This window comes from Methylophilales bacterium, from assembly GCA_019823025.1.
Taxonomy (GTDB): Bacteria; Pseudomonadota; Gammaproteobacteria; order Burkholderiales; family Methylophilaceae; genus BACL14.
Map to the genome: position 1 here is coordinate 803,783 of CP081940.1, position 13,145 is coordinate 816,927.

17 protein-coding genes are annotated in these 13,145 nt (G+C 32.8%); 14 read left to right on the forward strand and 3 right to left on the reverse strand.

Annotated features, from left to right (window positions below; all coding sequences use genetic code 11):
* Positions 1 to 92: 92 nt before the first annotated feature.
* Together hemC and K6112_04370 are read left to right on the forward strand one after the other, a co-directional pair.
* Positions 93 to 1,010, forward strand: a complete 918-nt coding sequence (hemC, locus tag K6112_04365; GenBank protein QZP17263.1) for a hydroxymethylbilane synthase — start codon at positions 93 to 95, stop codon at positions 1,008 to 1,010.
* A 3-nt stretch (positions 1,011 to 1,013) separates the two neighbouring features.
* Complete coding sequence (locus tag K6112_04370) at positions 1,014 to 1,781, forward strand: uroporphyrinogen-III synthase (GenBank protein QZP17264.1); 768 nt, start codon at positions 1,014 to 1,016, stop codon at positions 1,779 to 1,781.
* 11 nt (positions 1,782 to 1,792) lie between these two features.
* Here K6112_04370 and K6112_04375 read toward each other — a convergent pair whose 3' ends face one another.
* The gene (locus K6112_04375) at positions 1,793 to 2,800 is read right to left on the reverse strand and encodes a CDP-6-deoxy-delta-3,4-glucoseen reductase (GenBank protein ID QZP17265.1); all 1,008 of its coding nucleotides are present in this window, start codon (positions 2,798 to 2,800) and stop codon (positions 1,793 to 1,795) included.
* Positions 2,787 to 3,209 carry an FxsA family protein gene (locus K6112_04380; protein QZP17266.1) on the reverse strand — a complete coding sequence of 141 codons (423 nt, stop codon included), beginning with the start codon at positions 3,207 to 3,209 and terminating at the stop codon, positions 2,787 to 2,789. Before K6112_04380 ends, K6112_04375 begins: the two co-directional genes overlap by 14 nt.
* A gap of 82 nt (positions 3,210 to 3,291) precedes the next feature.
* Between K6112_04380 and dsbD the strand changes: the two genes are divergently transcribed.
* The 12 genes from dsbD to K6112_04440 all read left to right on the forward strand — a co-directional run bounded on the left by dsbD (position 3,292) and on the right by K6112_04440 (position 12,627).
* Complete coding sequence (gene dsbD / locus K6112_04385) at positions 3,292 to 4,983, forward strand: protein-disulfide reductase DsbD (protein QZP17267.1); 1,692 nt, start codon at positions 3,292 to 3,294, stop codon at positions 4,981 to 4,983.
* Positions 4,983 to 5,525, forward strand: a complete 543-nt coding sequence (locus K6112_04390) for a TlpA family protein disulfide reductase (protein QZP17268.1) — start codon at positions 4,983 to 4,985, stop codon at positions 5,523 to 5,525. The genes dsbD and K6112_04390 overlap by 1 nt, the downstream gene beginning before the upstream one ends.
* A gap of 100 nt (positions 5,526 to 5,625) precedes the next feature.
* Positions 5,626 to 6,057 (forward strand): type II 3-dehydroquinate dehydratase, encoded by a 432-nt coding sequence (aroQ, locus tag K6112_04395; GenBank protein QZP17269.1) that lies wholly within the window; start codon positions 5,626 to 5,628, stop codon positions 6,055 to 6,057.
* Between the two features lie 18 nt (positions 6,058 to 6,075).
* The gene (gene accB, locus K6112_04400; GenBank protein ID QZP17270.1) at positions 6,076 to 6,543 is read left to right on the forward strand and encodes an acetyl-CoA carboxylase biotin carboxyl carrier protein; all 468 of its coding nucleotides are present in this window, start codon (positions 6,076 to 6,078) and stop codon (positions 6,541 to 6,543) included.
* A gap of 7 nt (positions 6,544 to 6,550) precedes the next feature.
* Positions 6,551 to 7,897: an acetyl-CoA carboxylase biotin carboxylase subunit gene (accC, locus tag K6112_04405; protein QZP17271.1), complete on the forward strand. Its 1,347-nt coding sequence runs from the start codon at positions 6,551 to 6,553 to the stop codon at positions 7,895 to 7,897.
* 5 nt (positions 7,898 to 7,902) lie between these two features.
* Positions 7,903 to 8,790: a 50S ribosomal protein L11 methyltransferase gene (prmA, locus tag K6112_04410; protein ID QZP17272.1), complete on the forward strand. Its 888-nt coding sequence runs from the start codon at positions 7,903 to 7,905 to the stop codon at positions 8,788 to 8,790.
* Complete coding sequence (locus K6112_04415; protein ID QZP17273.1) at positions 8,791 to 9,198, forward strand: hypothetical protein; 408 nt, start codon at positions 8,791 to 8,793, stop codon at positions 9,196 to 9,198.
* Complete coding sequence (locus K6112_04420) at positions 9,195 to 9,563, forward strand: hypothetical protein (protein ID QZP17274.1); 369 nt, start codon at positions 9,195 to 9,197, stop codon at positions 9,561 to 9,563. Before K6112_04415 ends, K6112_04420 begins: the two co-directional genes overlap by 4 nt.
* Before the next feature lie 3 nt (positions 9,564 to 9,566).
* A complete protein-coding gene (locus K6112_04425; GenBank protein ID QZP17275.1) occupies positions 9,567 to 9,833 on the forward strand; it encodes a hypothetical protein in 267 nt (88 codons plus the stop codon).
* Between the two features lie 39 nt (positions 9,834 to 9,872).
* The gene (locus tag K6112_04430) at positions 9,873 to 10,874 is read left to right on the forward strand and encodes an NAD(P)-dependent alcohol dehydrogenase (protein QZP17276.1); all 1,002 of its coding nucleotides are present in this window, start codon (positions 9,873 to 9,875) and stop codon (positions 10,872 to 10,874) included.
* Between the two features lie 7 nt (positions 10,875 to 10,881).
* Positions 10,882 to 11,199, forward strand: coding sequence for a GIY-YIG nuclease family protein (locus tag K6112_04435; GenBank protein ID QZP17277.1), 318 nt, complete (start codon positions 10,882 to 10,884; stop codon positions 11,197 to 11,199).
* Positions 11,200 to 11,328: 129 nt separating this feature from the next.
* Positions 11,329 to 12,627 (forward strand): DEAD/DEAH box helicase, encoded by a 1,299-nt coding sequence (locus K6112_04440; GenBank protein QZP17278.1) that lies wholly within the window; start codon positions 11,329 to 11,331, stop codon positions 12,625 to 12,627.
* Here the strand turns inward: K6112_04440 and K6112_04445 are convergent.
* A complete protein-coding gene (locus K6112_04445; protein ID QZP17279.1) occupies positions 12,594 to 13,082 on the reverse strand; it encodes a hypothetical protein in 489 nt (162 codons plus the stop codon). The genes K6112_04440 and K6112_04445 overlap by 34 nt on opposite strands.
* Positions 13,083 to 13,145 lie beyond the last annotated feature (63 nt).

A 13,145-nucleotide genomic window follows, 5' to 3' on the forward strand; every position in this document is an offset into this window, starting at 1 on the left:
AATTTTTCTATTATTTTCAATGAATTATATATGAAAATCATCAATCATATGATTAATCTAACAATCCTCGCTGTGATAAAATCCTAATGGATATGTTAAAAAAAATAATCATTGCATCTCGAGAAAGCCCCCTTGCTATGTGGCAAGCAGAATTTATTAAGAAATTGATATCTGAAGATCATCCTGGTATTGAAATAACCATTAAAGGTTTTAAAACACAAGGTGATATTTTGTTGAATGAATCGCTAGCTACGATCGGAGGAAAAGGTCTATTCATTAAAGAGCTAGAACATGCATTGCTTGAAAGAAAAGCAGATTTAGCCGTTCATTCAATGAAAGATTTACCTATGGATATCCCTGAAGAATTTAAATTAACAGCTATCTCAAAACGCGAAGATGCAAGAGATGCCTTCGTCTCTAACGAATATGATTCTTTAAAAGATATGCCAAAAGGTTCGGTTGTTGGTACATCAAGCTTAAGAAGACAAAGTCAAATTAAATCAAAATATCCCCACTTAATTATTGAGCCACTGAGAGGAAATTTACAAACAAGATTAAAAAAATTAGATGAGGGTCAATATGGAGGAATAATTTTAGCTGCTGCTGGACTTATCCGCTTGGATTTAAAAAAAAGAATAAGAGAATTTATCAGCCCTTCAGAAAGTATACCTGCTGTTGGACAAGGGGCCTTAGGTATTGAAATCTTATCTGATAACAAAATATTGACAGATTTATTGAGACCTTTAAATGATGAAGATACAGCCCGATGTGTATTGGCAGAAAGGACCGTAAGTCGATCTCTTGCAGGAAGTTGTACAGTTCCATTAGGTGCCTTTGCATCAATCAACAATGATATTTTTTCTATTAGAGGATTTGTGGCAAAGCCGGACGGTTCGGAAATTATTCATGCTGAGAAGAACGGATCAAAAACAGAATTTTATAAACTTGGTGAGGCATTAGGAGAAGCTTTAATTGCTAAAGGAGCAAAAAAAATCCTATCAAATTTATAAAGAATGAATAGATCAAAAAAAATTGCTCTTATATCTACCCGACCGCAGAAAACTAATGTGCAATTATCAAGCGATCTTAAAAATTCAGAAATTGAGCTTTTAAGTTTCCCCCTCACTGAAATTCATCCACTTAATAACTACCAAATTTTTGATGGGGTTATAAAAAACGTAAAAACTTATCAACATATTATTTTTATCAGTACAAATGCAGTTCATTTCTTTCTTGAAAGAGTAAAAAAATTATCGCTTCAAATTCCTAAAAATTTAATATTCTCAAGTATTGGTCCTACGACAAAACTATTATTACAAAAAAAATTATCGGTGGATGTTCATTTCCCAATTAAGACTTTTGACTCTGAACATCTATTAAAAGAGAAAATTTATAAGAATGTTGAGGGTCAGAAAATTTTAATTATACGGGGCGAAGGTGGTCGTGAAACCCTAAAAAATGCTTTAGAAAAAAAAGGAGGTATTGTAAATTATGGTGAATGTTATGTAAGAAAATATGTGGATATTGACTTAATTCAACTAAAAAATGATTTGGTAAACTACCATCATCAGTTCATTCTTTTTTCGAGTACTAATAGTGCCAAGCACTTCATTGATCAATTGCATAACATCGAAACGGGTTGGTTACAAAACATAAAAATTATCGTTAACCATAAAAAAATTGAGGGGCTACTTAGTAAAATTTTTAAGAATATTTTTGTTTGTAACAATATTGACACTCAAAATATTCGCAAACTTATTGTTTCAGAAAGCCTAAATTAAAAATAATTTTCTTATTTCTTTTTAGGTGCAAATGTAAATGCATCTGCAAAAAATTGATTCTCAGGAAGGCCATTTTTTGTTAGGTCTATAAATGCATTTTCAACAAGCCCGGGTGCGCCACAACAATAAATTTGAACATCACTTAGGTTTTTAAAATCTTCTAGGACAGCATGGTGAACGAACCCACTCCTAACTTTTTCCGAAAGTCCATCCTCAATGACAGGAATATAATTTAAATTTTTTAACTTTTTTTTCCAATCAGTAACTAACTCAGCCATATAAAGATCTTCTTTTGATCTCACGCCCCTATACAAATATATTTTTCTTTCATTTTTAGTAAAAATCATATCTTCAATAATAGATTTTATTGGTGCAAATCCAGTTCCGCCCGCAATAAAAACTATAGGCTTGTCGCTTGCTCTTAAATAGAACTGCCCTATAGGGCCCTCGATTCTATGAATTGATTTTTCTTTCATTTCATTAAAAACAAAACTTGTGAATTTTCCACCTTCAATAAGCCTTAAATGGAGTTCAATCATTGATTCATGGGGTGCATTTGCCATTGAAAAAGCTCGACGACTTCCATCGGCCATTAAAAATTCAATATACTGACCTGCTTTAAATTTTAATGTTTCAGATGCAGGTAGTTTAAGATACATCTGCATTACATCATGATTTAAGTTTGCTAAACTTTCTACCCTAACAGGATAAAATTTTGGCGAATATTCATCATACGCATCTGGAATATTTGGTTCAATCACTAAATCTTCTTGGGCCATTGTTTTACAATAAAGCGTCATTCCCAATTTGATATCAGATTCTGTTAAAGCAGATGATTGATGGTCGTTTAAGAAAAATTTACCAGATATTATTTTTCCTTTACAAGAACCACAAGCGCCATCTTGACATCCATATGGAATCGTAATTCCAGCTACTATAGCGCCTTCTAGTATTGTTTGGCTTGGCTTGATTTCAAACTCTTCTCCAGACGACTGTATTTTAATTTTATAAGTCGTCATTATTTTTTTTATCCTCTCGGTGAAACTCGCCTTCAATGATGTCTGGCGTTTTTCCTTCATGAGACTTATATGCTTGTTCTTTTTTCAAAGCCGAGGCCTTGCCTCCTTGCAATAAAATTAGCAAGCCAAATACATCCGTTATCACTCCTGGAAATAAGAATAAAATACCTGCAAGAAAATTTTTTGCTGAGCCCATTATTGCGTCAGCAGGATTTCCTCCCTTAGACATCAATCCTGTAAGTTTACTTAATGCGTTTGCCTTTTCTTCTCGAATTAATTGCCAGCCTAAAATAGCGATCGATATTAAATACAATAAGAACCACCAGCCATAAAGATTAAAGAAATAAATAATCCCCGCTAACTCTAGGCCAGGTAATAGAATTAAAAAAATGATAATTATTTTTCGCATGTTTTAATTAAAGTTATGAAATTCATTGAGTAATTAGTCTTAATTGCGGATAATTATAAGCTTCAAATCCTATTCTATAAAGATGTTAAGACATTTAAATTTAGTTTTTATTCTGTTTTTTTTCAGCCTTTCATCATCCGCGAATGATGATTTCAGTTTTTATGATGAAAAAGAGGCTTTTCTCCCTGTTGAAGAAGCATTTCAATTTGAACTTTTGCCCGATGAAAATAAATCAATAATTAAAATAGAGCTTAATAATGCCCCCGGTTACTATACCTACAAGGCCAAGTTTAAAGTTTCTTTTGAGCCTTCAACTAAAATAGAAACAACCTATCCTCAAGGTGATATCAAAGAAGACGAATTCTTTGGAAAGCAAGAAGTTTATTTTGATAAACAAATTATTACTATTCTGCACAAAGGTCAGATACCAACTAATCAAAAAATTATAATAGATTTTCAAGGGTGTAGTGAAAAAGGTCTTTGTTATCCACCTTCAACGCATATTATTAATATGGAAGGTCAATCTAATATAAATTATCTTTCTGAAACAGACTCATTTGTTGAAACACTTAATGACAGAAATTTCCTTATTATTTTAATAAGCTTTTTTCTAGCCGGCTTACTATTATCCTTAACACCTTGTGTTCTGCCTATGGTCCCAATTTTATCAAGTATCGTCATATCATCTAATAAGGATCATGCTATTCGTTATACTTTAAGTTATGTTGGAGGTGTATCTGCGACTTATATTATTTTTGGCATTGTTGCATCTATTACAGGTAGTTTTTTATCCTCGAGCTTGCAAAATATTTATTTCTTATTATTCAATGGATTTTTATTTATTATTTTTGCTCTTGCCATGTTTGATGTTTTTCATTTTAATATTTCTCAAAATAATTTTCTATCAAGGCTTCTTAACAAAATAAATAAGAAAAATATCATACATATTTTTTTCCTAGGTTTGTTTTCAGCACTTATATTAAGCCCCTGTGTGGCCCCACCTTTAGCGGCAGCAATCTTATATATAAGCCAAGCAAATGATATTTTATTGGGTGGCCTTTCTTTATTTATCATGAGCATTGGAATGAGTGTTCCTTTATTGCTTATTGGTTTTTCTGCTAATAGGTTTCTCCCAAAGCCTGGGATATGGATGGTGAAGGTTAAAAAATTAATAGGTTTTGTATTAATTGGCATGTCAATTTATATTATTCGTCCTATTTTGGACGAAACTGTTTTCTTTTTACTTTTAAATACCTTATTAACAATCTCAATATCTTATTATTTATTTTTTACTGAAAATAAAATAGCTATTTTAAAGATAGTTTTAATTTTAGGATTGCTTTTTTCCGTCTGCTTTAATATTTACCATACTAAGAATTATATTGATAAAGATATAAATTTATCATCAAATGAAAAACCTGAGTTTATTGTTATTAATTCAATAGAACAATTAGACAATATAATTGCTTCTAACAAGGCAAAACCCATCATGCTCGATTTTTATGCAGATTGGTGTGTAGCTTGTCTTGAATTTGAAAAATTTACTTTTACTGACAAGGAAGTAAATGCATTGATGAAACAATATATTCTACTAAAAGCTGATGTAACAGGTAACAATGTAAATGATAAGGCATTAATGAAAGAATTTAACATTTTTGGCCCGCCTGCTATTCTATTTTTTGATAATGCTGGCAATGAAGTTAGAAAAATAAGAACGATCGGTTTTAAAAATCCGAAAGAATTTAAAAAAATATTACAAATAGGGTTAGATTAATGAAAAAAAATATAAAATTTATATTGCTACTCGTATTTATTGCCATAGTTGCTGGTTTTTCAGGTTACCTTATGAAAAAAAATAATCTTAATGACGAGTTAGTCATTTCTAATCCAACCGATATCTCAACTGCATCACTATTTAACGCTAATATTATGGATAACTCTGGAGAAATGATTTCTTTTTCTAAGTTCGAGGGTCAATGGTTATTACTTAATTTTTGGGCAACATGGTGTGCACCTTGTCGAGAAGAAATACCTGAATTAAATGAATTTTCTCATAAAAATAAAATCATCCAAACCATTGCAATCGCTATAGATGATTTAGAATCTGTTAATAAATTTACAAAAAAAATACCTATTGAGTACTTGTCTTTTATTGCTGAGAACGAGGGAGTTGAACTATCACAATCACTTGGTAATGAGCGGGGTGTTTTACCCTTTAGTGTCATTATTAGCCCTGAGAAAAAGATTAAAAAAGTATTTTATGGAAGACTCAAATTAAATCAATTAAATCAAGCATTAAACTCGATCATTAATTAGAATGGGCTCTAAATTCTCTTAAAATCTATTAAAATATAGACAAAATGACTTAATTTCGGCAAAATAAGTTAAATATCGTTATATATACAAAGAAATATTTATGTCAAAGAAGAAAATAAGTGTAATTCACGGACCAAATTTAAACTTACTTGGTGAAAGAGAACCCGAACATTATGGAAGCATGACGCTTGAAGATATCAATTCTATGCTTAAAGATCGAGCAAGCGAATTAGGTGTAGAAATCGATATTTTTCAAAGCAATAGTGAAGCCGAAATAATTGAAAAAATTCAATTATTAACCAGTGACTTCACTATCATCAATCCTGCTGCCTTCACGCATAGTTCAGTCGCTATCAGAGATAGTCTTGTTGCCAAAAAAATAAAGTTTATAGAGGTTCATCTCTCGAATGTTTTTGCACGTGAAGCTTTTAGAAAAAATTCTTTTTTTTCTGACGTTGCTGTTGGAGTCATAAGTGGCTTTGGGGCAGAGGGGTATATTGCTGCCCTTAATTATATAAATCAATCTGAATAAATTTCGAGGTAAATAAAAATGGATTTAAGAAAGTTAAAGACCTTAATAGATTTAGTTGAAGCATCAGATATCTCTGAACTTGAACTGACAGAAGGTGAGGAAAAAGTAAAAATTAGTCGTCAAAATAATACGGGGTCCTCTTTACCGCCTACTAATTATGTTCAACAACCTATCCAACCAACAGTAAATATGCAACCTCAAGTGCAATCTGAGGCGCCCTCCGATAAGGTAGAAACAACACCAGCAGATAATAAAAATTCTATTACTTCTCCAATGGTTGGTACCTTTTATAGAGCTGCCTCTCCTGATTCAGCTCCCTTTATAGATATTGGCTCAACCGTTAAAAAGGGTGAGACATTATGCATTATTGAAGCTATGAAAATTCTTAATGAAATAGAGTCTGATAAAGAGGGTACCATTACTAAAATTTTAATTGAGAATGGTCAACCTGTTGAGTATGGACAGCCACTCTTCGAAATAAGCTAACCATACAATGTTTGATAAAATTTTAATTGCCAACCGTGGTGAAATAGCTCTTAGAATCCTCAGGGCTTGCAGAGCCATGGGAATTAAAACAGTCACAGTTTATTCTGAGGCAGATGCTGAAGCCAAATATGTAAAACTTTCCGACGAATCCGTATGCATTGGTCCAGCACCTTCCAACTTAAGCTATTTAAATATACCAGCAATCATAAGCGCAGCAGAAGTTACTGATGCACAGGCCATACACCCTGGTTATGGATTTCTATCAGAAAATGCAGATTTTGCTGAACGAGTAGAGAAAAGTGGCTTTACGTTTATTGGTCCAAGACCCGAAACAATCCGAATGATGGGAGATAAAGTCAGTGCTAAGGAGACCATGAATAAAACGGGTGTGCCTTGCGTTCCTGGTTCTGATGGTGCAATCCCAGAAGATAGTGATGAAATCAAAAAAATTGCAAAAAAAATTGGTTACCCTGTCATTATTAAAGCTGCAGGTGGTGGAGGTGGGCGAGGTATGCGGGTAGTTCACACTGAAGCAGCCCTTCTAAATTCTGTAGTAATGACGAAGAATGAGGCACAAGCAGCTTTCGGCAATCCTGTCGTTTATATGGAAAAATTCCTTGAAAAACCAAGACATGTTGAATTTCAGGTATTAGCTGACTCACATGGGAAGGCAATTCATCTTGGAACAAGAGATTGTTCCCTTCAAAGACGTCATCAAAAAATTATCGAAGAGGCTCCCGCTCCTGGTATTAGTGAAAAACAGATGAATAAAATTGGTGCTAGATGCGCATCGGCTTGTGAAAAAATAAATTATCGCGGAGCAGGTACATTTGAATTTTTATATGAAAATAATGAGTTTTATTTCATTGAAATGAATACAAGACTCCAAGTTGAACATACCGTTACCGAACTTATTACGGATATAGACTTGGTGCAAGAACAAATTAAAATTGCTTTTGGTGAAAAACTGAGTTTTCGCCAAAAGGATATTAAATACCAAGGTCATGCTATCGAGTGCAGACTAAATGCAGAAGATCCATATAACTTTATGCCTTCTCCCGGCACAATTTCTAGGTTTCATCTTCCCGGTGGACCCGGTGTAAGAATCGATACCCATGCTTATGGGGGTTATAAGGTCCCCTCAAACTATGACTCAATGGTTGGTAAGTTAATTACTTACGGAGAGTCCAGAGATCAAGCACTTGCTAGGATGGATATTGCTTTATCTGAAATTGTTGTAGAAGGTATTAAAACAAATGTGCCCCTTCATCGGGATCTAGTGAATGATCGTAGCTTCATGGATGGAGGTGTAAATATTCATTACCTCGAAAATAAGCTTAAGAATAAATCCTAAAAAATATGGCATGGATAAATTTAACTTTTTTTGCGGAAGAAAAACATATTGATCTATTAAGTGAAGCGTTAGAAACCCGAGGTGCATTATCCATATTTATTCAAGATAAAAACTTAAATAACAGTGATGAAGAATTAATCTTTGGTGAGCCTCATAGCGGACCAAATAAATTTTGGGCCACCAATCAAATTCAAGCGTTATTTAATGATTCCGTAGATATAAAAGAAATTCAAGATGAGCTCATCTTGAATTTTCAGGATATTGATTTTAAATTTACTGCCTCATCTGTATCTGAGACAGATTGGGTAAAATTATCACAATCTCAATTTAAACCAATTTGTATTAAAAACAGAATTAATATTGTTCCATCATGGCATAAAATAAATAACCCAAAACTAATTAATATTATTTTAGACCCTGGTTTAGCTTTTGGGACGGGAGCTCATCCAACAACGCATCTTTGCACAGAATGGCTTATTGATAATGTTTCTAAAGAAAAAAAAGTACTAGATTACGGATGTGGCTCAGGTATCTTAGCTATCGCTGCTTTTAAACTTGGCGCTAAAATGGTAAAAGGGGTTGATATAGATCCCCAAGCTATTATTGCAAGTAAAGAAAATGGGAATGTAAATGAATGTAATATCGATTGGTTAAATACAAATGAAGATTTTAAGTTTCAAACCGACCTATTAGTTGCAAATATTTTATCTAGCGCACTCTCCGTTTTAGCCCCATTGTTAGCAAGTTACTGTGCGCCAAAAGGCAAGATTGCCCTATCAGGTATACTTGAATCACAGGAAAATCAAATAAAAAAAATTTATGCACCTTGGTTTAATTTTGAAAAAACCTTAAAAAATAATGGTTGGGTATGTCTTAGTGGGGTTAAAGTTTAGATGAAATTTTATAGTTGGGTATTTATGATAATTTTCATATGCTTTTCCTTTGGTTGTGCGTCGACAAAAAAAGAACAGCTTCCAGCGCCTCACAATAATTATAGTGGACTAACTGTTGATACTTATTTCAGCGGAGAAGATGGTGTAACTTCTGAAATGATGAGAGCATGTTCACAATATGGCGGGCTTGATCAAAACAGTATTAATAATTCTGGTGATGATTTATTATTACAAGATGTAGTAAGTTATCAGTGTAATTTTGCGAATAGGTCATCTGATGAGATTACTATTGACGGGAAATCTGTTAAGAGGTTATCTGGAAGTGCTGCTAAAAAAAAATGCGAGGAGCTTGGCTTTAAAATTGGCTCTACAGAATTTCCAAAATGTTTGAGGATACTTACACAATGACAAAAGAAATAAAATGGGCCTTCATATTAGTAATTATTTCTGCGGGCACTTCGTTTGCTGTTGCTGAAAATAAAACTACTAATTTTAAATGCAAGGGAATTGCAACGTTTGAATTAATGGGTTCATCAGGGAAAAAAGAGGAAGTTAAAACAATGTCTTTTAATTTCATTGACGGCTCGTTACAAGATTTAAATAATATTGACTGCATCTGGTCTAGTGAATTAATTAAATGTACATCGAATTTTTTAAATGTACGAAATTTAGAAATTAATCTTAAAAATAATACAGCCACCGACTTTATTTCAGGAAATAAGGGATTTGGTCAGTATGTAGAAACATTTTCAGGTGATTGTGAAAAAAGTTAACCTATGATATCAGTTGAAGCTATTGATAATAATTCGTTTAAAGTTTCAGTCACAAAAGATTCCTCAACAGAACATATAGTTTTATTAAGTGATCGTTTTCATCAAGATGTCACAAATAATAAACTAACAAAAACTGAGCTTATCACTCATTCTTTTGAGTTTTTATTAAAAAGAGAATCAAATCAATCCATATTAAAAAAATTTAATCTTGAAGTTATCAGCCAGTATTTCCCTGAATATATTATTGAAATAAAAAAAATTATTCTATAATTAATCCACTAAATATAAAAATTTAAGGACTACTGCTTAATGGTAAAAGCTTACGCTGCATTAAATCCTGGAGAAAATCTTAAACTCTACGAATATGAACCTGAAGAATTAAAACAAAATGAGGTTCGAATTAAGGTTCACTCTTGTGGCATATGCCATAGTGACATAAGCGCAATAGATAATAGCTGGGGAAAATCTACATATCCTATGATTGCAGGACATGAAATCATAGGCGAAGTAATTGAGACTGCTCCTAATATCTCAATGCACAAAGTTGGAGACAGCGTTGGCCTTGGTTGGCATTCGGGATATTGTAATAAATGTGATTATTGCCATGCAGGTGATCATAATTTTTGTAATAACACTAAGAAAACTGTATTTAGTCAGTTCGGTGGTTTTGCTGAAGAAGTTGTTGCCGAAGCAGCGAGCGTAATTCCTATTCCTTTAAAGCTAAATCTTGAAGATGCAGGTCCATTATTATGTGGCGGAATAACTGTATTTACTCCTATAGTTGAATTTGGAATTAATGCAAATCACAAAGTAGGAATTATTGGTATAGGGGGGCTTGGCCACTTAGCAATAAATTTTTATAAAGCCTTAGGTTGCCATGTAACAGCTTTTACAAGCTCACAAGATAAAAATGAGTTAATCAAATCAATGGGTGCTGATGAGGTTGTATCGTCCACTGATCAAGTGACCTTAAAAAATATGGGTGCGAAATTTGATCTACTGATATCTACAGTTAATGTTAGCTTAGATTGGAACTTATTTCTAAACACTATAAAGCCAAGAGGCAGACTCCACTTTGTTGGAGCTGTGTTAGAACCTATTAAATCCTCAGTATTCTCGCTTATGACGGGTCGTCGTTCTATATCTGGATCTCCTGTAGGGAGTCCAAAAAATATTAAAAAAATGCTTAATTTTTGTGTTCAACATAACATTAAACCTATTGTTGAGCACTTTAAATTCAATGATATTAATAATGCGATTGATAAAGTTAGAAGCAATGAGGTCAGATTTCGTGCAGTTTTAAGTTGGTAATTACTACATGGCTAACTACAATGTGAGTGGACTTGAAACATTAGCTGAACTAGCTCGCTTATCAAAAAATAGTTGGTGCGTCTATATTTTAAGGTGTACAGATGGTACTTTTTATACGGGAATTACCACAGATATTAATCGCCGAATAAAAGAACATGGTACAAAAAAGGGTGCCAAATATACAAAACAACGTGGTCCTTTTAAATTAGTTTATAAAGCTTCTTTTCATAATAGAAGCTCAGCCAGTAAAGAGGAACATAGAATTAAATCCCTACCCCTTCAAGAAAAACTTAAACTACTTAAATCTGATGCTGTCTTTCCATAAATAAGAAATAATTAAAAGATTGAAAATTTACTTTATTTTCAATTACCTATATACTTCGCACTCGTAAAGATTATCTATAATTTATCATTAGGTCTAATCTTCTCATAGACATCACTTAAGGATAATTTTTTGTCATTTAATACCCTAAATCTTGCTCCTGAAATACTCAAAGCAATCCATGAAGCTGGATACAAAGAGCCTACAGCCATCCAAACAAAATCCATCCCGCACATCATAAAAAAAGAACATATTTTAGCAACGGCTCAAACAGGCACAGGTAAAACAGCAGCATTTGTATTACCCATCTTAAATCATTTAACCACTACAAAACGAAGAGGTAAGGGACCAAGAATATTAATTATTTCACCAACACGTGAATTAGCTAATCAAATATCGGACAGTATTAAAACGTATTCACGTTATCTTAAAATATTTTCTGTCACCATAACTGGTGGAATGTCATATCAACTTCAAAACAAATTGCTATCAAAACCTGTAGATATTCTCATTGCAACGCCGGGTAGGCTTCTTGACCTGCATAAGCAAAGAAAAGTTAAAATTAATGACACTGAAATTATGGTTTTAGATGAAGCAGATAAAATGCTCGATATGGGCTTTGTGCCAGATATTAGAAAAATTTTTAATGCAACAAATAAAGAACAACAAATGCTGATGTTTTCAGCAACGCTGGACCCTGATGTATCAAAGATTGCAGAAGAATTTTTAAAATCGCCCACAAAAATATCTATTGAGCCACAGGCAATTGGTCATACAAATATTGAACAGACTCTGTATTACGTTGATAGCCAATCACATAAAATTAACCTACTCGATCATTTCTTGTCGCAAGATAATGTTAATCAAGCAATTATATTTACCGCGACTAAAAGATTAGCTGATAAATTATCAGACGATTTGTACCATAAGGATATAAAAGCATCAGCACTTCATGGTGATATGACCCAAAATAGTCGAACAAGAACTATTAATCGGTTCAAAAAAAATGGGATAAAAGTTTTAGTTGCAACAGATCTTGCATCTAGAGGGATTGATGTTAAACATATCACTCATGTATTCAATTATGACCTACCTCGCTTTGCTGAAGATTATGTCCATCGAATTGGAAGAACAGGTCGAGCTGACAAAAAAGGCTTTGCTATTAGTTTTGTTAATGAACCTGATAAGGAACATTTGAGAAAAATTGAGCGATTCACAAAATTAAAGATAAACGTTCAGACTATTGAAGGAATGGAACCTACTAAAACAACAGCAGATGTTCACAAAAAGAAAAAGCGCCGCAGCGGAAAGAAAAGGCCTTTTATTAAGTCAACAAAGAATTTTAAGAACAGCTCAAATGCTCAGAAAAGAATACGAAGTAAAAATAGAAAAGAAGGTCAATCTCCAACAGCTAAGTCAGCTAAAGAATAAACGCCCGTCGGTCTTTTTTTATCGGATCCCCAATATTTATCTTTTACAATACAGCAACGGTCTCTATTCATATCTGCGACACCAAATTTTAGTTTAGCGTTTGGAATAATTCTATATATATACCTTTCAATTCCATCAATTGATTCTGGAGCATCGTCATGACCACAAAATATTAAAACATTTTTTTGTTTAGCTTCTGTTTGTCGTACACATTTGATGTCTTCCCTTCCAATTTCCACCATCAATTTTTTGATTTTATCTGTCTCTTGATTTGTTAAGGGCTCAAGCCTTAATAAACTTATCCTTTTCATAACAGATATTGCATTTGCATTAATCTTTTGTTTATTCAAAATTTGTGGAATAAATCTAACAATCCACATTTCCTTTTCCTTTGATGACTTAAAATTACTGATTATCTTATCAACTGGATATTTAGAGAGGATAGGTGGGCGCATAATTTATTCTATATCACACATAAAAGGTTATTTTAACCTACTTTATTTATCTTAAGTCTAATA